Origin of the sequence: Dokdonella koreensis DS-123 (assembly GCF_001632775.1) — a bacterium.
Taxonomy (GTDB): Bacteria; Pseudomonadota; Gammaproteobacteria; order Xanthomonadales; family Rhodanobacteraceae; genus Dokdonella; species Dokdonella koreensis.
In genome coordinates, this window is sequence record NZ_CP015249.1 from 4,076,655 (window position 1) to 4,094,778 (window position 18,124).

The window sequence follows — 18,124 nt, forward strand, 5'->3', positions numbered from 1 at the left end:
GGCCCGATGGTTTCAGCGCAGTCGCCGCCGCGGCCGCGCGGCGATCGCCAGGCCGGCCAGGCCCAGCCCGAGCAGCAGCGCACCCAGCCCGGTCAGGGTCGGCACCGGCACCACCACCGCCGGTGCGCCGACCGGGAACACCGTCGGATCGGCTGCCCCCGGTACCGCCGGATCGTCGCTGAGCGCCGTCGCCTCGTTGCTGCCGTCACCGTCGCCGTCGTAGGCAACGCCGGCCTGGTTGCCGATCGTGCCGCTGGCGTCGCTGCGGATCGTCGCATCAATCAGCACCGTCACGCTGCCGCCGGCCGGGATCGCCCCGTTCCAGGTCACCGTGTTGGTGGCCGGGTTCGCACTGGCCGCGCCGCTGCTCGCACTGGCCGCCACCAGCACCAGCTGCGGCGGCAGCACGTCGGTCAGCTCGTCGCCCGGGTTGTCGCCCTGCGGCCCGCCGCTGTTGACCAGCACCAGCGTGTAGCGGATCGCCCCGCCCGGCAGGAAACTGCCGCTGACGCTCTTGCGCACGCTCACCGCCGCCCCGGCGACCGGTACCGCCGCGGTCGTCGTGTCGGTGGCGCTGTTGTCGGACGGGTCCGGGTCGGTCGCACCAGCCGCTTCGGCGACCGTCGCGGTATTGGTGATCACCGTGCCGTCGGCCAGCGCCGGATCGACCGGACAGGTCGCCGTGAAGGTCGCCGCCGCGCCGGCCGGCAGGTCCACGCTCGCCGCGATCGCCCCGCTGCCGCCGGCCGGGCAGTTGCCGCCGCCGCTGGCCGCGCAGGTCCAGGCCGGTGCCACGCAGGCCGCCGGGAACGCATCGCTGACGGTGGCACCGACGGCGGCGCTGGGACCGACATTGCTGGCGACGATCGTGTAGGTCAGCGTACCGCCCGGTGCCACCGTGGTCGCACCGTCGGTCTTGCTGATCGACAGCGCCGTCTCGGCGCCGAGCGCATCGGTGTCGGTCGCGCTGTTGTTGCCCGGCGTGGGATCGGTGACGCCGGCCGGCGCCGCGATCGTGGCCGTGTTCACCAGCGTGCCGCTGGCCGTGGCGCTGATCGCACAGGTCGCCGTATAGGTCGCGCTGGCACCCACCGGCAGGGTGACGGGGCTGGCGATGTTGCCGCTGCCGCTCGGCGCGCAGGTGCCGCCGCCGCTGCCGGCGCAGGTCCAGGTGCAGGTCAGCGACGCGGCGAACGTGTCGGTCACCGTCGCGCCGGTCACTGCGCTCGGGCCGGCGTTGCTGGCGACGATCGTGTAGGTCGTGCTGTCGCCCGGCGTCGCGCTGGTGACTCCATCGGTCTTGGTGATCGCCAGGTCCGCCGTGGCGGCCAGCGTGTCGGTATCGGTCGCGCTGTTGTTGCCCGGCGTCGGGTCGTTGACGCCGGCCGGCACGGCGATCGTCGCCGTGTTGACCAGCGTGCCGCTGGCCGTGGCGCTGATCGCACAAGTCGCCGTATAGGTCGCGCTGGCGCCCACCGGCAGGGTGACGGGGCTGGCGATGTTGCCGCTGCCGCTCGGCGCGCAGGTGCCGCCACCGCTGCCGGCACAGGTCCAGGTGCAGGTCAGCGACGCCGGGAAGGTATCGGTCACCGTCGCACCGGTCACCGCGCTCGGGCCGGCGTTGCTGGCGACGATCGTGTAGGTCGTGCTGCCGCCCGGCGTCGCCGTGGTCACCCCGTCGGTCTTGGTGATCGCCAGGTCCGCCACCGCCGCGCCGACGGTGAACACGGTCGGATCGGCCGCGCCGGGCTGGGCCGGGTCATCGGTCAGGCCATTCGTCTCGTTGCTGCCGTTGGCGTCGCCGTCGTAGGCGAAGCTGCCCTGGTTGGCGACGGTGCCGGTCGCCGACGGCGACAGGGTCGCCGTGATCGTGATCGTCACGCTGCCCCCGCCCGGGATCGCCCCGTTCCAGGTCACCGTGTTGGTGCCGATGGTGGCCACCGCCGAGCCGCTGGTCGCGGTCGCCGAGACCAGGGTCAAGGCCGCCGGCAGCACGTCGGTGAACTCGTCCCCGGGGTTGTTGGCCTGGGCGCCGAGGCTGTTGGTCAGCGTGACGGTGTAGGTCACCGGGCTGCCCGGCACGAAACTGCCGGCGACGGTCTTGGACGCGGTCACCGCGGCGCCGAGCAGGGTGATCGTGTCCGTATCGGTCGCGCTGTTGTTGCCCGGCGTCGGGTCAGTCACGCCGGCTGGCGCGGCGACCGTTGCCGTGTTGCTGAGCGTGCCGGTGGCGCTGGCGCTCAGCCCGCAGGAGGCGGTGTGGGTGGTGCTGCCGCCGGCCGGCAGGTTGACGGTGTCGGCAATGTTGCCGCTGCCCGCGGCCGTGCAAGTACCGCCGCCGGCGCCCACGCAGGTCCAGGTGCAGGTCAGCGACGCCGGGAAGGTGTCGGTCACCGTCGCGCCGGACGCATTGCTCGGGCCGGCATTGGAGGCGGTGATCGTGTAGGTCGTCGAGCCGCCCTGGATCACGCTGGTCACGCCGTCGGTCTTGGTGATCGCCAGGTCCGCCTGCGGTGTCAGCGTGTCGGTGTCGGTGGCGCTGTTGTTGGCCGGGTTGGGGTCGGCGACGCTGGCGGTGACCGTCGCGGTGTTGCTGAGCGTGCCGGTCACGCTGGGGCCGATCGCGCACGAGGCGGTGTAGGTCACGCTGCCGCCGGACGGCAGGTTGACGGTGTCGGCGATGTTGCCGCTGCCCGCGGCCGTGCAGGTGCCGCCGCCGGCGCCCACGCAGGTCCAGGTGCAAGTCAGCGCCGCCGGGAAGGTGTCGGCCACCGTCGCCGCCGTGTCGGCATCCGGACCGGCGTTGGAGGCCGTGATCGTGTAGGTCACGCTGCCGCCCGGCACCGCGGTCGTCACCCCGTCGGTCTTGGTGATCGACAGGTCCGCTATCGCCACCCGGCACGCCGTCACGCTGACGTCGTCCACCGCTACGCCGCCGAAGTTGACCGTGTTGTCACTGGTCAGGTTGAAATTGAGCTCGACGTTCTGGCCGGCCAGCGCATCGGCGCGCGTGACCACCTGGCTCCAGCCGGCGCGGGCCGGGATGTTGACCGTTGGATTGCCTACCGCGTCGGTCATCGTGGCGTCCAGCCACTCGAACAGCCGGACCGGATTGGCCCCGCCGACCTCGCGCAGGTCGACGCTGTAGAGATCGAAGCTCGCGCTCTCCATCTGGTACTGGTGCGACCAGCGCACCACGATCGGCGGCGAGAAACCGCCGAGGTTGATCGACGGCGAGGTCAGGTTCTGGTTGCTCGAAATGTTGTAGGTATTGTCGAGGTCGGTTTTCCAGCAGTTGACGCCACTGGCGCAGCTGTTGAACGCGGCGACCGGGTTGGCGGTGGTCGTCGCCACCGTCGCCGGCAGGCCCAGTTCCCACTCGTCCTGCGTCCCGCTGTGCGTGAAGCCGGCCGCGCCGCTCTCGAAGTCGGTCGAGTACACGGTCGTCTGGACGAAACCGGGGCCGCATGTCGGCGGCGGCGGCGGCTCGCAGATGCGCAGGCTCCAGCTGGTCAGCGTGCCGCCGGAGGCGTTGTTGACGTCGTCGCGCAGGTCCAGCGTCCAGGTGCCGCCGGCATTCTCGCCGTCGAACCACGAGAGCCGGTAGTTCAACTCGGGCTTGAGCGCCATGTTGCGCAACGCGGTGAAGGTGGGCGGTATCGCCGCTTCGTCGTCGAAGACGACATCCATCTGCGCCTGGCCGCCGGTCGCTGCCGCGCCGATGTCGGTGAACAGGCCGATGTCGTTGCCGCTCGGTGAGCGCAGGTGCGCGTCGACGTCGGCCATCAGCGCATGGTTGAGCTGGATCTCGACGTTGAGGTCGCCGATGCGCGGGTTGCCGGGCACGGTGATGAGCGAGCTGACCAGGCCGTTGGCAGGCCCGATCGTCTTGGGCACGTCGGTGCTGGTGTAGGTGGTGCATGCGGCCAACGGCATCGGCGTCGGCGGCGGTTGCACGCTGACGCTCAAATGATAGGTGGCCGTCGGTCCGCCGACGGCGGCAGTGGCCGAATCGACGAAGGCGAAGTACGTACCGGCGGTCTTGATCGTGAAGACCAGTGCCTCGGACAGCGGATTGCCGGCCCCGGAGCTGGTGTCATTGACGACCAGGATCTGGTTGGCCGCATCGCCGAACAGCGCAATGCCGAGCCGGCCGTCCCACTGCACGCCGTCGCGCTCCGGATCGGCGTCCAGGCTGAGGAACACCGTGTCGCCGGCGTTCGCGGTGAAGGCGTACCAGTCCTGCTCGGTCGCAGCGGGCGGATTGCGCGTGCCGCTGACCCAGCCGTTGGCCGGCAAGGGGTTGGCGGTGCCCGGCGTATCGTTGGATTCCACCTCCGGCGTCGGGCTACCGCGCTGGATGCGCACATGCAGCTCATAGGGGCGCAGGGTCTGCGCAGCGGTGAAGTGGTTGACGCTCAGGTAGTAGGTGCCATCGGCGGGGATCACGGTGCCGGCGATGCTCGAGGACGTCGCCGCGAACGAGCCGTCGTCGTCGTCGAACTCCAGCACCGTCGTTCCGTCGGTGTCGAGCAGGTTCAGCTGGCTGTCGGCCGAGGTGCTCGTGTTGGCCGCGGTGATGACGGCCGCGTAGATGCGGTCACCGGCCTGCGCGGCGAAGCTGAAGTAGTCGACATCGGCTGCGGGAAAGAGGTTGCCCTGCATGCGCACGTACGTCGCGGCGCCGAGCGGCGTCGCGGTCGCCGGCGTGCCATTGGGCTCGACCTCGGCCGGGAACTCGGTCGAGAACGCCCGCGGCGAGACCGGCCGCGCCGCCTCGCTGAACGGGTTGGCCACCACCGGCTTGGTCTCGACGAAAGGCGCACTCACCGGCGCCGAAAACTGCAGTGGGCCGGTTGCCGGCTGCGCGCCCAGCGCACCAGCCGCCAATGCCACGACCATCACGCACAACGAAACGGCCGCGCGCGCGGCCCGGCTCTGCATCGTCATTTTCGATTCCCCATCGAGACGTCGCGGTGTCCGTCCCGATCTCGCTCCCCGCAGCGGCCGCCGACCCTCTTGTCGCCGTCCCCCACCGCCAGCGCACGATACGCCGACGCCCCGAGACCGTCCACAAGAATACTTTTCCCGCCGCTCACCCTGCGGACACCGAGCGGTGCGGCGGCAACGGCAGGTGCCCGCCCAAGCAATGACTCGGCCAATCCTTGAATCAGGGCCGAGTCGGGGCCGGCACGCGACCGGGGCGCCGGCCCCCGCTTTATTGCCTGGCCACACGGCGACGCGCCCGCCCATTGCCGCCCGCGTTCAGACGGCGGCACCGCCCAGCGGCCCGAAGAGCAATGCAGCGGCCAGCCGGACGCGCGCAAAGCGCGACACCTCCTCCGGAACAACGAACACTCCGTACAGCGGCATCGCCCGCAGCGACAATGCCCACCTGATCAACACGTTGCGCCATCGGCGTTGATTTCGTACCGGCCACCCCCGGACCGGAACCCACCACGTGGCGAGCGCAGCCACGCGAACCTATCCCAGCCCTGAACCGCGATCCGTATCACTCCCCCAGTTCATCCGCCGGTCGGACCGGCCCGACTAGCCTCCCCTGTCACCGACTCGCCGTTCGACCGATCGAGTCATTCCCGAGAGGACACGCGATGAAATTGCCACGCATCCAGCATCCCCTGTTCGCCCTCACGCTCACCGCCGTCTCGCTGGCCGCGTTCGCGCAGACGCCGCGCCAGAACTCCGCCGAACTGGCGCCCGAGTGGACCAAGACCGACACCGACCGCGACGGCTTCCTGACCAAGGAAGAACTGATCCCGTTCCCGAGCGTGCTCAAGCAGTTCGAGGTCATCGATGTCGATCGCGACGGCAAGATCTCCCAGGCCGAGTACGCCGACTGGGTCGATGCCGGGAAACCGACCAAGGACGGCTGACCGGTTCCGGGGTCGGCCCTGTCGATCTCGCGGAAGCGGCCTCTCGGGGCCGCTTCTTTTTTGGCTCGACGCGGCAGTCCGCATGATCAATCGGCGTGGCACCCGCCCGCATCGTTTTCCGTGGAAAGGACAGGCTCCAGGAGATCGCCATGCCCTTTCACTCCCGTGTACTGTCCCTGTGCATCGCGCTGGCGGCGTCCCAAGCGACCGCTGCGACCTTTGTCGTGACCCGGGGCGACGATCCCACTCCCGGCGCCTGCGCCAGCACGGACTGCTCGCTGCGCGAGGCGCTCGACGCCGCCGTCGCCACGCCGGGCGGCGACACGATCGTGCTCGGCTCGGGCCAGTACACCGTCACCCGCGGAACACTGCCGGTATACGGAGAGGTCACGATCGAGGGCGAAGGCATGGCCCAGACACGGATCGTCGGCACCGGCAACTTCGACCTGATCGAGGTCACGCCGCTCGGCGCGTTGACACTGGACGGGCTCGCGCTGTCCTCCCAGCGTCAGGCGCTGAAGGTAAGCAGCGGCACGGCCCTGTTGCGCTTCGTACGCGTGCCGGCTGGCGGAGGAACGATCTCGGCCATCGGCACCAGCGCCCCGGCCGAGCTACGCGTCGAGCATGCCGTGCTGGGCGATGCGCTGGGCTGCGAATGCGGGGCCGGGTCGGTACGCATTGCCGACAGCACGCTCAACAGCGTGCTGGTCTACAACGGCAGTGCCGACCTGGTGCTCGATCGCGTCGAGGTGATCGGCCCAACGCCGGCCCTGTACGGCGTGGCGTTCACTACGAGCGGCACCGCCACCATCCGCAACAGCACGATCCGCGGACATGCCGCGCCGCTGGTGCTGGGCGGCAGCGGTGGCGACGTGCGCATCCGTCATACGCGTTTCGTGGGCAATACCGGTCCGCTGCACGGCAGCCGCGACGGCATGGCGTGGCTGGAGGACGTCGAGTTCCGCGACAACATCGTCGACGATGCCCGTCTCGCCAACGGCGCGCCCGCGGTGCTGTTGGCCCAGGACGAGACAGCCTGGCGCATCGCACGGGCGCTGTTCATTGGCAACCGCGGCGGCGGCGGTTCCGGGCCCGGCCTGATCGGATCGACCGTGCGCGTGACGGCCGGCGGCAACCTCGTCATGAGCGACACCACGTTCTACGACAACACGTTCCGGCCGGAGGTGGCCAACGCGGCCGGCCATGCGATCGGCGTCGATACCGCCGGCGACACGGCGGTGTTCTGGCTGTTCCATGCAACGCTGCGTGCGGGACCATTCGTGCCCGACAACGCAGTCGCCTCGCTGCTGGCGGTACGCGGGGCCGCGGCCAATCTACGCATCTACAACAGTATCCTGGACGGCACCTGCGCCTTCGCGAGCGGCGCCGGCATGACCCAGGCGGAGGGCAATCTCGAAGTACCCGGCAATACCTGCCGGCTCCCTGCGGCCACCAACGACATCGACGTCCCGCCAATGGACCTGTTCCTCGGCCCGCTTGCCGACAACGGCGGCTTCACGCGGACGTTCCTGCCGACGCGCTACAGCCCGGCGGTCGACCGCGGCGTGGCCACCTGGTGCAACATCGCCGGTGGGGTGTTTTCCCGGCTCGACCAGCGGCGCTACCTGCGCCCCGCCGCCGGCATCGCCTGCGACAGCGGAGCCGCCGAAACCGCCGCCGTGTCCGACACGCTCTTTGCCGACGACATGGACTGAGCGCGCCGGGCCGGCATGGGAAGGCGCCCCAACGCAAGCCACGCAGCGATGGCCTGTGCCGATGCAGGAGATTCCTTACCTGACTCGGCGCTGGATGACCGTTGACTTCGCGTGGTCGCAGGCCGAGACAATTCAGGCTCTGCGGCGCATAAAGGCGCACACCCCTCCTCCGGAGAACCGCCATGCAGATCGAGCAGCATCAGAAGTGCGCGCATGCACCGTGCACGTGCCAGGTGCCGATCGGTACCGAGTACTGCAGCGATCACTGCCGCGAGCACGCCAGCAAGGTCGGGGACAGTTGCGCCTGCGGCCACCGCGGTTGCAGCAAGCCGGCCGACTCCGCCGTGTAGGAAAGCCGGGCGAAGGGCCGGGCCTCTCGCCCTTCGCCGCTCGTGGCTGATTCAACCCGAGCCTCAGTGCGCCTTCTTCAAACCCTGCCAGTAGCCACGCGCCTGCGCCAGATACGTCCGGGGACTTTCGAGGAAGTAGACCAGCGAGGTGCCGCTGGCGAAGCAGTAACGCCTGCCGTCATCGGGATCGACCCAGTTGAGCGAGCAATCGGCCTGGATGCGCGCGCCGACGGCGAGACCGTAGGCATCGAGGCGGTCGAACTCCGCCTGCATCTCATGGGCCGGCACCGCCGCTTTCCAGATGCCGCCGGCATGGGCGTGAGCAATGTGCGCCTGCACCGGCGGTTCCGCCCGGGCGGCGATCGGCCGGACGGCGAAGGCGAGGCCGGCCACCGCGACCAGCGCGAAAGCCGGGATGCTCGAGGTCTTCATGGGCGTGCTCCTGTCAGCGCGGCACTTGCACCGTGCAGGATGCCGATCCCACCACCATCGTAGCTCCGACGCAACGGGTGCGCGACGCCTGGACTATTCCTCCATCAATCGAAGCCGAAACCCGAACACCGGCAGCCCCTCCTGCAGAAAGTCCAGGTCATCGGACCGGCGGAAACCCAGGCTCACGTACAGTCCCCAGGCCGCATGCATCGCCTCGGTCGTGTGCAGGATCACCTGCGCACGACCCTGCCTGCGGGCGCGCTCGATGCATGCGTGCGTCAGCGCCTTGCCGATGCCCCGTCCGCGCGCGGAGCTGCGCACGCCGAGCAGGCGGATGCCGGCGGCGTTCCGCTCCGTCGGTGCACTGCCACCGCTGCCGTATTCGGTCATGTCGCCGAAATAGACGACACCGCCGAGCAACGTGCCGTCCGTCGAGGCGGCCACCAGCAGCGTGACGTTCTTCCTTGCAGCCAGGGCCCCGACGTCGGCCAGCGTGCGGTAGTACGCCGGCTGCTCGCGCGGCGTGGGGAAGCCCTCCAGGGTGGAATAGACCGCGATCAGCAACAGGCCGAGGGCCTCGTATTCGTCAGGACGCGCTTCGCGGATGAGGGCAGGTGCGGCCATGGCATTTCCTTCAGGCATCGTGGGGCGAACGCGGCTGACGGCGTGCGATGCGCCAAGGGGCCGGCGCGTGAGTACTCCTTTCGTGCTCGCGCGCATCCCTCTTCCCACCCGATGCGTTCGATGATCGAATCGTCACGCCCGCGCGGTGCGGGTGTCTCCCCTCCATCGTCGAGCCTCGCATGGACATCGCCCTGCCCCAACCCCAGGCCGCTACGCTGGCCGCCGTGTGCGACACGCTGTGCGCCGATGACCGCATCGAGGCGATTCTCGGCGCTGGCTCGCTGGTGCATGGAGCGTTCGATGCGCACTCGGACCTGGACCTGGTGGTGGTGGTGCGGGCCGACGCCTATGCGCAGGTAATGACGACGCGCCACGCGATCGCCGCATCGGCCGGGCCGCTGCTGGCAGCGTTCACCGGCGAGCACGTGGGCGAGCCGCGCCTGCTGATCTGCCTGTACGGCCCGCCGCTGGTGCACGTGGACCTGAAGTTCGTCACCGCCGCTGCACTCGACGCGATGGTGGAGCGGCCGCGCCTGCTGTGGGCGCGTGACCCGGCGGCGATCACCACGCAGTTGGACGCAGCGCACGTCGAGTGGCCGGACCGCGATGCGCAGTGGTTCGAGGACCGCGCCTGGGTCTGGCTGCATTACGGGGTGACCAAGTGCCGGCGTGGCGAGCTGTTCGAGGCGATCGGCATGCTGGCGTTCTTCCGCGACCAGGTATTGGGCCCGCTGCTGCACCGCAACGCCGGCCGGCCGCAACGCGGCATGCGCCGCATCGAATCGCCGGAGACCACGGCGGCGCTGGCCGCGACACTGGCCGGCCATGACGCGCGCGCCGTGGCCGCCGCACTGGCGGCATCGGCGGCACTGTACCTGCGCCTGCGCGAGGCTTCTCCGCCCCCGCGGCCGGTCGCGCAGATGCCCGCAGCGCTGCTGACCCTGCTCGATGCCTGAGCCGTCAGGCGCGGCTGGGATGGCGCGTGCTCGATCGGGCAACGGACTGCGCGTGCCGCGCCCGCCTACGGCATTCTTCACCCGGACGCCCGATTGCGCCGGAGCGTCGACGGCAGGTCGACGGTGTCCGGGGAGCACACGGCGATCGACGCCCGCCCGGAGCGGGTGAGCGTCCGACGAAGCCGCCCGGGCGTGCCGGGCATCGGGCGCCGCCGCTCGTCGAACAGCCCTAGGACGACCCCTGGCTGCAGTGGATGTCTTCCCGTCGCGCCCTTTTGCGCTAGGTGCCCTCGTCATTCCGCTGCCGAGGAACACCCATCGTGCCTAACCGCTTCTTCCCTGCCCGCGCCGGGCACCATCTCCCCTGGCTCGTCCTGGCCCTGCTGCCGTCCGCCGACGCGGCCACCCGCGTCTGGCCGTCGGCGGCGTGCACCGGCACGCTGCAGGCCTGCATGGACGGCGCTGCCGATGGCGACCGTATCGAGATCGCCGGACTGGCGCCGATCGAGGAGGACATCAGCCTCGCCAACCGCAGCCTGACGCTGACCTCGCTGCCCGGCCTGCGCGCGCGCTTCGCCAGTGGCCGTTCGGTGACGACGACCATCGGCAGCGGCGTGTCCGCCACGGTGACGGTCAGCCGCATCGACTTCACCGACGGCGCGGTCGACCTGCGCAAGAACGGCACCGGAATCACCAGCTTCACCGTGGAGGATGTCGGCGTGGAGCGCACGCCGTCCGGTAGCACCGGCCGCATCGCCGTGACTGCAACCAGCGGCGCCACCGTCAACGCCACTGTGACCGGCAACCGCGTGCGCGGCCTGCCCGGCTCGCTCAACGAGGGGCTGCTGCACCTGGAGGCGGGCGGCGCGACGCTGAACGCCGTGGTGGCCTGGAACACGCTCGCGCGCAACGCCGATCCCACGGCACAGGGCGCGGGCCTGTTCGTGGATGCACACGCGATCGGCAGCCAGCCCGCCACCGCCTCCGTGCGCGCCTACGGCAACACCGCGAGCGGGGCGTTCGGCCGCGCGGCGTTCTTCTTCAGCGAAGGGCTGTTCTCGTCGAGCGCGTCCACGCTGGAGGTGGTCGCGGCCAACAACGTAGCGACCGGCACCGCCCAGGGCAGCAGCACCGGTGTCGGTCTCACCGTCGGCCAGGGCACGATCCAGGCCCAGGTGTTCAACAACACGATCACCGGCGCGCAGCACGGCATCTCGGCACTCGGCTGGGACTCGGGCAGCCCGGCGGCACGGATCAGCGGGTCGGTCCGGAACAACCTGATCCAGGCGGCCACGCGTGGCCTGGTCTTCACGGCGGCGCTGACGCCGGGGCTGGACAACGACTACAACCTCGTCCAGGCACCGGTGAACCTGGCCACGCCCGGACCGAACACGGTCTCCGGCCCGGCGCAGCTGGTGGCGCGCCATGCGCCGCGACTGCGGCCCGGCTCGCCGGCGATCGACGCCGCCGACGGCCCGGGGCTGGCCAACCTCATCATCGAAGCCGGCCTGCCGACGCTGGACGCGGACGGCCTGCGCCGCCTCAAGGGCGCGCGCGCGGACATCGGCGCATACGAGGCTGGCGACGGCGCGATGCGCCACGTCGCCACGATCGGCTCGGTCAATGCGAACTGGACCGTGATCCGCCATCCGCTGGCCGCACCGTTCACGGCCGAACTGCAGGCCACGCGTGTCTACAACTATGGCGGGCGTACCGTGATGCCGTTCGGGCTGTTCTACACCGCCGGCACCTGGGCGATCTACAACGAGTCGGTCGCGCCGCTGCTGCCGGGCCTGATCTGGAACGTCTGGGCGCCGGCTCCCGGCGCGGGTCGCTTCATCCATGCGGCGACAGCGGCCAATACGACGACATGGCGCACACAGGTCGACAACGCCGCGGCCAACGGACAAGCCGCGCGCATCCTGATCGTCGCGCACAACTGGACGTCTTCGCCGGCCTACAACGACCACCCGATCGGCGTGTACTACAGCGGCACCGGCAGCGCCGGACGCTGGCACGTCGCCAATCTCGACCAGGCGAACCTGCCGGCCGGCAGCGCATTCAACGTCTACGCGCAGCCGCCGAGCCCGAACGCGTTCCGCGTGGCGGCGATACCCGGCCGTAACCTGGTGCTGCTCGACCATCCGCTGCTCAACGGCACCCCGTGCGCGGCCGCCCAGGTCACGCGCGTGGTCTCCCCGGCCAGCCCGGGCCCGATGGGCGGCTTCGATCTCGACTACGGTCTCGTCGACGGTCGCTGGGGGATCTACTCGCCGACGCCGTGGCCGGCCGATACCGCGTTCAACGTCCTGGTCGATCCGGCACAGGTATTCGCGTGCACGGACCGGATCTTCGCGACCGACTTCGACTGAGGATCGCGCTGCGCCGGCCCCGGCGGCCTGCCCGGGTCCGGGCGTCGCCTCGCCCGGACCCGCCAAGGAAACCGCGCCGGCAGCGGGTACTGCCCTGCACAGTCACCGGCCGTGCAGGCGGCGCAGTGCCCGGCCGGCCGGTGGCCCGCGCAAGGGCCGCACCGGCCGTGGATGCGCCTTTCCCGGACCGATCTGCGCCCTAGAATGGCGGGACCCGTGGTGCGCGCATCGGCCGGCACACGTCCGCCGAACCGGATCGCCTCCACGCCCAGACCCAGACGGAGAACGAACGACACCGCACCATCGCCCACATCGAACGCAAGCCCATCGTTGACTGGCTATGAGGGGATAGTTATGACGGTTCCTTGCAGGACGATCTCGCTGCGCGACGGCGAGCAGGCCTATCTGGATTCCCGGATGCGCGACGTGGAGCGCGCGTCGGAGCGTTCCCGATGGTTCTACATCGTGACGTCGCTGATCTCGCTGCTGCTGATCTCGGTGTCCTACAACCAGCTGGCGTCCTGGTCGCGGCTGATGGCCGAGGGCGCGGAAGGACGCGTCTTCAATGAAAAGAACTGGCCGGACCAGATGGTCCTGCTGCAGATGAAGGAATGGGTGTCGGGCCTGCAGTTCGACCTGCCGTACCTCGGCGGGCGATTCAGCGCATCGGACGCGGGCATCGTCGGCGGCATGCTGCTGTTCGTCGCGGTGCTCTGGGGCTACTACGCGCTCAAGCGCGAGAACCACATCGTCTACTTCCTCATCAAGGACGTGGCCGAGTTCGACTTCAGCGACGCGGCGCGGTTCTACCTCCGCAACCAGCTCTACGCCACGCAACTGTTCACCGGCCAGCACAGCCGGCCGTTCGAGGGGCGCAACATCGTCGATACCGCCTACAACGCCCAGTCCAAGAAGCGGTCCGAGCAGCGGCAGAACGCGGTCCTGAAACTGGGCACGTTCCTGGCGACGAACATCGTCTTCTTCCTGCCCGCCGGTGCGCTGTCCGGCGTGCTGGCCGTGGACCTGCTCTCGCTGTGGAGCAACTCGCCGTTTCGCGAAGGCACCGAAAAGCTCTACCAGGTGCTGCAGGCCAACCACCTGATGCACGAAGTCTACCTGCGCCTGGCACTGTCGCTGACCCTGCTGGTGCTGGTGGCGGCGATCACCGGCCGGGCCTTCAGGTATCAGCTGGGAACGGTCGACCTGATCGCGTTGTCCGGCCAATGGAAGTACCCGGTGATCTACGACCGCGGCGATCCGGAAAGCCTGCAGAAGGCATGGCCCAAGGTTCGCGAGCCGGCCGCGCCGCCGACCGCGCCGGAGCCACCCGGCACGCCGATCCCATGAGCCTGCGCACGCCTGCGTGTGCCCGAGGAGCCGGCACGCGGCGCTGCCGGATCGGCAAGGCGTCCTTCAGTGGTGCGCCGCGCCACTGATGTCCACGTCGATCCGCGGCAATGCGGATGGCGGAACATGGAGCCATTCGGCGCCGGTGACGATGCGAAGATCGGTGACGACACCGTCGGCGGCGAGTCGCTTGATCGCCCAGAGGATTGCCCAGGCGGTACGCGCGGCCCGGTGCTCGCTGCCGGAGCTGTCCACGTGCAGCTCGTACCAGAGGAAGCCCTTGGGCGAGCTGGCGCAGGGAACCAGCCGGTAGTGCAGGCCGTCCTCGCGGATCAGTTCGTCGAGGCGATCGATGTGGTCGCCCACTTCGATCACCGCCATGCAACGCCACAATGGAACTGCGTCGGAACTCATTGCCATTTTTCCTTTGAACCCGACGGATCACGTTCGAGCGGGAATAACGGCTGCCACGTACGAGGGAGTTTGCATCGACCCCAGGCGGGCAAACTCCCGATCAACGAAGGTTGCTCGTAACGCGCGAGACAGAAAACTGTGGCCGGAGCATGCGCCCGCGGCGGTAAATTTCCGTTATTCGCTTTTCCCCCTTTGCCTCGCCCATCCGCATGGCGGCGACCTTGCATCGCCGCCATGCATACGACAACCGCTACAGCATCGTCTCGCGTGCCTGCTCGGCGCGCGAGGCGCCGATGGCGGTCTCCACGTGCTTGATCTCTTCCGGCGGCGGCAGCACGGCCGGCAGGCCGAGCGACTCGATCCACAGCTCCCGCGTCCAGCCCTGCGTGTGATAGAGGTGATGGTCCTCGTCGGACTCGACCGCTTCGTAGGCCTGCTTGAGCACCTTGGCGGTCGCGCCGCTGGCGCGTTCGGCGACGTGGCCGATCAGCGACCAGTTGAGGTGATCCTTGGTCTCGGCCAACACCACGCATTCAGCGGCCACGAGCTGTGCGGCGGCCGGATCGCCGGCGGCCACGGCCTGCTCGATCGCCGCGACCAGCGAAGCGCCCTGGTGCGCGACCACGTCGCGACCCGGCGTGCGCGCCTCGACGTCCAGGCCGAGCTGCTCGAACACATGGGTGAGAACCCGTTCGTGCGTACGGGTCTCCTCCAGGTACTCCTTCCACTCCTTGCGCAGGTCATCGTTGACGGCACAGGCGACCGCCGCGGTGTAGACCTTGATGCCGCCCCGCTCGGTCTCGAGGGCCTGGTACAGCAGCTCGTTGAGCTGGTTCTCGTCGTACTTGGGCTTCATGGCGCTGTCTCGCTGGTGAGGAAGGGGCCACGAGTAGGCCTATCCGCGCCGCAACGGCTGCTGAGTTTTCGCAGCTCCGGCGCGCCCACGGCCGTTGGCGTTGCCGGGCTGTTCACCTCCGGAGCACGCAGCGGGCGCGCGGCGCCACCGGACGTGAATCGCGACCGACCGGCCGGCCGCGTATCGGCGCATTTACCACGCCAGTCACGCCGCAGCAGGTCGCGATCGGCGATGGTCGGGGTTCCTTGGGACTGATGGGGATCGGCGATGGCAAGCACGGCTCCAGCAAGGCGCTGCGCCCGCAACGGCTGCGGCTGCCTGATCGAGGAGGGCCAGACCTATTGCGGTCCGCACTGCGCCAACGCGGCAGCGGACACACCGCTGGCCGCGGTCGACGACCACTGCGGGTGCGGGCACGGCGGCTGCGCCTCGCACACGGCGACGACCAAGCGGATCGGCGCGCTCGCCGCGGCCGCTGCCGGGGAGACCGACCTAGCCCGTTGAGAGGGCGCCGCACATGGCTCGCGCGCCGGCGGATGTGCCGATCCCGGCGATCGGCTACGGCGATGACGGCGGGCCGGCACGCGAGTGGACCGGCCGGCGGACCGAAGGCTGTCGGAGACGTCGCGTGCATCGGCATCCGTGCCAACGCGAGCGGCCGTTGCTACTCTGCCGCAATGACACCCGGCGTCTTCCGTTTCGACGACTGCAGCCTTCACGTCGCTTCGCGCGAGCTCTATCGCGCGGGCGAACGTGTCACCGTTCCGCCACTCGTGTTCGACTGCCTGGTCTACCTGATCCAGCACCGCGACCGCGCAGTCGGGCGCGACGAGCTGGTGGCCGCGGTCTGGGGCAGGACCAGCGTCAGCGACGCGGCGATCGGCAAGACGATCCTGACCGTGCGCCGCGCGATCGGCGACACCGGCGAGACGCAGCGTTTGCTACGCACCGTGCCGCGCTACGGCTTTCGCTGGATCGCAGCGGTCGAGACCGACGAGGCCGTGCCCGGCGTCGGCGCGCCGGCGACCGGTGACCTGGCCCACGTGCACGCAGCCATACCCCCTGCGGAGTCGCCGTCGGCAGGCCGCCGGGATGCTGTGGGCGTCGTACTGGCGGTGGCGCTGCTGGCCGCGGCCGCGGTGGCCTGGTTCGCGGCCGGCACCTGGCAGCCTGGCGCACCGGTGGTCGCGGTGCCGGACGCGGTCGACCTGCCGGCCCATGCGGCGGCGGTGCTGCCGGCAGAGATCGCCGCGGCGCCGGAGGACGACTGGCTGCGCCTGGGCGTGATGGACTTGATCGCCACGCGCCTGCGCGATGGCGGCGTAGCGACGCTACCGAGCGACAACGTCGTGCGCCTGGTACCGACCGGTGCCGGCCGTGAAGCGGCGGTGACGGCAGTACGCCGTGTAACCGCCGAGGGTCTGTTGATCGCCCCGGCGGCACGCCGCGCCGGGCCGAACTGGATCGTGCGCGCCGAGCTGGTCGACACGGTGGGCGCATCGCAGCCGGTCGAGGTCGAGGCCGATACCGTGGTCGCCGCGGCACGCGCGGTGGCCGATCGCGTGCTGGAGCGGCTCGGAAAGCGCCTACCGGCGGCCGCCACCGGCGAGCCTTCCGAGACCGAGCTGCTGCAACGGATCGACGCGCTGCGGCTGGCGCGTCAGGCGACCGCGGCACGCGCGCTGATCGATGCCGCCACGCCAGCCGCACAGCGCAGCCTGCCGGTCCGGATGCGCCGCGCGCAGATCGACCTGGACCTCGGCAACTCCGAAGTCGCGCGCCAGCAGCTCGAAGCGCTGGCCGACGAGGTATCGGCCGAAGCCGATCCGGTCACCCAGGCGCGCATCCAGCGCAGCCTGTGCATCGCGCTCTCGCGGCTGGGCCAGTCCGAGGCCGCACTGCACGCCTGCGACCGCGCGATCACGCTGCTCGACGGCCAGAACCTGCCGAGCGACGTCGCGCGCGCGAACAACAACCGCGGCGTGGTCCACCTGATGCGCGAGTCCTACGCGTTGGCCAGCCAGGATTTCGCGCGCGCACGGGTCGCCGCGACGCTGGCCGCCGATGCGCTGCTGGTCGCGCAGATCGACGGCAACCTGAGCAACCTGCATGCGCTGCAGGGCCGCTATGCGGAAGTGATCGCGACCCAGCAGCGCATCGGCGAGCGCTTCGAGCGCTTCGGCATGATCGACGAATATGTAACGTCGCTGATCAACATCGGCACCGCGCAGATCACCTTGCTGCGGCCACTCGACGCACTGGAGACCAGTGCACGGGTCATGGCGCAGCTGCCGCGCGTGACGCATGCCGGCACCCGCCTGCATGCCTACCTGGAACGCGCCAACGCACTGGACCTCAATGGCCGCCTCGGCGAGCTGCGGGCGACCCTGGAGCGCACGGTCGAGGAAGCCGGACGCGACGGCTATCCGGCCGAGCAGGCGATCGCGCGGACCGGGCTTGCACGCCTGGCCCTGGCCCAGGACCGGCCCGCTGTGGCACTGACGCTGGCGCGTCAGGCGCTGGCGGCCCTGCCCTCGCCCGCCTACAACCCGCACCGTGCAGCCGCTTGGCGCGCCGTGGCGCTCAGCCTGCAGGCGCTGGACCGCATCGAGGAGGCGGGCACCGAGACCCGCGCGTTCGTGGCCTGGGCGGCGACCTCCCGCGACGACTCGGTGGCGCTGTTCGCACGGCTGGCCGAGGCCGAGCAGGCGGTGGCCGAGCGGCATCCGGATGCGGCGCGCGCCGCCTATGCCGACGCGCTGGCGATGGCCGAACGCTGGAGCGTGCCGGATGTGCTGCGCGAGGTCGCCGGCGGCTACGGCCGTTTCCTGCTGGCCCAGGGCGATCTGCCGGAGGCCAGCTCGGTGATCGGCCGGGTGGCCGGCTATGCGGACGTGGACTTCGAATCGGCCGACTTACAGCGGGCGCTGTACCACGCGCTCGGCCAGGACGGGGCGGCCGCCGCGGCCTGGGCGCAGGCCCGCCGACTGGCGGGCGAACGGCCGCTGCCACCGGCACCGGAGGCGGCAGTGCAACCGGTTGCAGAAAAGTCATCCTCCGGAAACGGTTCGGACACGCCCGCGGAATGAGCGAAGGGGCGCGGTCATGGCGCTCGGGCCGGCCAGGACTACGCTCCTCGACGGTTCGGACGACCCGAACCCGAC

12 protein-coding genes are annotated in these 18,124 nt (G+C 70.3%); 7 read left to right on the forward strand and 5 right to left on the reverse strand.

The window, feature by feature from the left end; translation table 11 throughout:
* Window positions 1-12 precede the first annotated feature (12 nt).
* Window positions 13-4,950: a pre-peptidase C-terminal domain-containing protein gene (locus I596_RS16650; RefSeq protein WP_067650518.1), complete on the reverse strand. Its 4,938-nt coding sequence runs from the start codon at window positions 4,948-4,950 to the stop codon at window positions 13-15.
* A gap of 662 nt (window positions 4,951-5,612) precedes the next feature.
* Here I596_RS16650 and I596_RS16655 point away from each other — a divergent pair.
* Window positions 5,613-5,894 carry an EF-hand domain-containing protein gene (locus I596_RS16655; protein WP_067650521.1) on the forward strand — a complete coding sequence of 94 codons (282 nt, stop codon included), beginning with the start codon at window positions 5,613-5,615 and terminating at the stop codon, window positions 5,892-5,894.
* Between the two features lie 149 nt (window positions 5,895-6,043).
* Window positions 6,044-7,609, forward strand: coding sequence for a choice-of-anchor Q domain-containing protein (locus I596_RS16660; RefSeq protein ID WP_150132224.1), 1,566 nt, complete (start codon window positions 6,044-6,046; stop codon window positions 7,607-7,609).
* A 413-nt stretch (window positions 7,610-8,022) separates the two neighbouring features.
* On the opposite strand, the gene I596_RS16665 is transcribed toward I596_RS16660, so the two are convergent.
* Together I596_RS16665 and I596_RS16670 are read right to left on the reverse strand one after the other, a co-directional pair.
* Window positions 8,023-8,391: a hypothetical protein gene (locus I596_RS16665; RefSeq protein WP_067650526.1), complete on the reverse strand. Its 369-nt coding sequence runs from the start codon at window positions 8,389-8,391 to the stop codon at window positions 8,023-8,025.
* A gap of 93 nt (window positions 8,392-8,484) precedes the next feature.
* Entirely contained in the window at window positions 8,485-9,015 is a 531-nt protein-coding gene (locus I596_RS16670) for a GNAT family N-acetyltransferase (protein WP_067650529.1), read from the reverse strand.
* Window positions 9,016-9,194: 179 nt separating this feature from the next.
* Between I596_RS16670 and I596_RS16675 the strand changes: the two genes are divergently transcribed.
* The 3 genes from I596_RS16675 to I596_RS16685 all read left to right on the forward strand — a co-directional run bounded on the left by I596_RS16675 (window position 9,195) and on the right by I596_RS16685 (window position 13,690).
* On the forward strand, window positions 9,195-9,971 hold the full coding sequence (locus I596_RS16675) for a hypothetical protein (RefSeq protein WP_067650532.1): 777 nt from the start codon (window positions 9,195-9,197) through the stop codon (window positions 9,969-9,971).
* Window positions 9,972-10,291: 320 nt separating this feature from the next.
* Window positions 10,292-12,343, forward strand: a complete 2,052-nt coding sequence (locus I596_RS16680; RefSeq protein ID WP_067650535.1) for a DUF7452 domain-containing protein — start codon at window positions 10,292-10,294, stop codon at window positions 12,341-12,343.
* Window positions 12,344-12,697: 354 nt separating this feature from the next.
* Complete coding sequence (locus tag I596_RS16685; protein ID WP_067650538.1) at window positions 12,698-13,690, forward strand: hypothetical protein; 993 nt, start codon at window positions 12,698-12,700, stop codon at window positions 13,688-13,690.
* A 66-nt stretch (window positions 13,691-13,756) separates the two neighbouring features.
* Here I596_RS16685 and I596_RS16690 read toward each other — a convergent pair whose 3' ends face one another.
* Window positions 13,757-14,104 (reverse strand): hypothetical protein, encoded by a 348-nt coding sequence (locus I596_RS16690; protein ID WP_150132225.1) that lies wholly within the window; start codon window positions 14,102-14,104, stop codon window positions 13,757-13,759.
* A gap of 250 nt (window positions 14,105-14,354) precedes the next feature.
* A complete protein-coding gene (locus tag I596_RS16695) occupies window positions 14,355-14,960 on the reverse strand; it encodes a hypothetical protein (RefSeq protein WP_067650543.1) in 606 nt (201 codons plus the stop codon).
* Between the two features lie 267 nt (window positions 14,961-15,227).
* On the opposite strand from I596_RS16695, the gene I596_RS18830 reads away from it, so the two are divergent.
* The gene (locus tag I596_RS18830) at window positions 15,228-15,464 is read left to right on the forward strand and encodes a hypothetical protein (protein ID WP_190278934.1); all 237 of its coding nucleotides are present in this window, start codon (window positions 15,228-15,230) and stop codon (window positions 15,462-15,464) included.
* A gap of 173 nt (window positions 15,465-15,637) precedes the next feature.
* Complete coding sequence (locus I596_RS16700) at window positions 15,638-18,049, forward strand: winged helix-turn-helix domain-containing protein (protein ID WP_067650546.1); 2,412 nt, start codon at window positions 15,638-15,640, stop codon at window positions 18,047-18,049.
* Window positions 18,050-18,124 lie beyond the last annotated feature (75 nt).

Excerpts from the sequence above, each read along its gene's own strand:
- I596_RS16665 (WP_067650526.1), bottom strand. The coding sequence starts at position 8,391 with ATGAAGACCTCGAGCATCCCGGCTTTCGCGCTGGTCGCGGTGGCCGGC.
- I596_RS16660 (WP_150132224.1), top strand. The coding sequence starts at position 6,044 with ATGCCCTTTCACTCCCGTGTACTGTCCCTGTGCATCGCGCTGGCGGCG.
- I596_RS16670 (WP_067650529.1), bottom strand. The coding sequence starts at position 9,015 with ATGGCCGCACCTGCCCTCATCCGCGAAGCGCGTCCTGACGAATACGAG.
- I596_RS16700 (WP_067650546.1), top strand. The coding sequence starts at position 15,638 with ATGACACCCGGCGTCTTCCGTTTCGACGACTGCAGCCTTCACGTCGCT.
- I596_RS18830 (WP_190278934.1), top strand. The coding sequence starts at position 15,228 with ATGGCAAGCACGGCTCCAGCAAGGCGCTGCGCCCGCAACGGCTGCGGC.
- I596_RS16685 (WP_067650538.1), top strand. The coding sequence starts at position 12,698 with ATGACGGTTCCTTGCAGGACGATCTCGCTGCGCGACGGCGAGCAGGCC.
- I596_RS16655 (WP_067650521.1), top strand. The coding sequence starts at position 5,613 with ATGAAATTGCCACGCATCCAGCATCCCCTGTTCGCCCTCACGCTCACC.
- I596_RS16650 (WP_067650518.1), bottom strand. The coding sequence starts at position 4,950 with ATGACGATGCAGAGCCGGGCCGCGCGCGCGGCCGTTTCGTTGTGCGTG.
- I596_RS16695 (WP_067650543.1), bottom strand. The coding sequence starts at position 14,960 with ATGAAGCCCAAGTACGACGAGAACCAGCTCAACGAGCTGCTGTACCAG.
- I596_RS16690 (WP_150132225.1), bottom strand. The coding sequence starts at position 14,104 with ATGAGTTCCGACGCAGTTCCATTGTGGCGTTGCATGGCGGTGATCGAA.
- I596_RS16675 (WP_067650532.1), top strand. The coding sequence starts at position 9,195 with ATGGACATCGCCCTGCCCCAACCCCAGGCCGCTACGCTGGCCGCCGTG.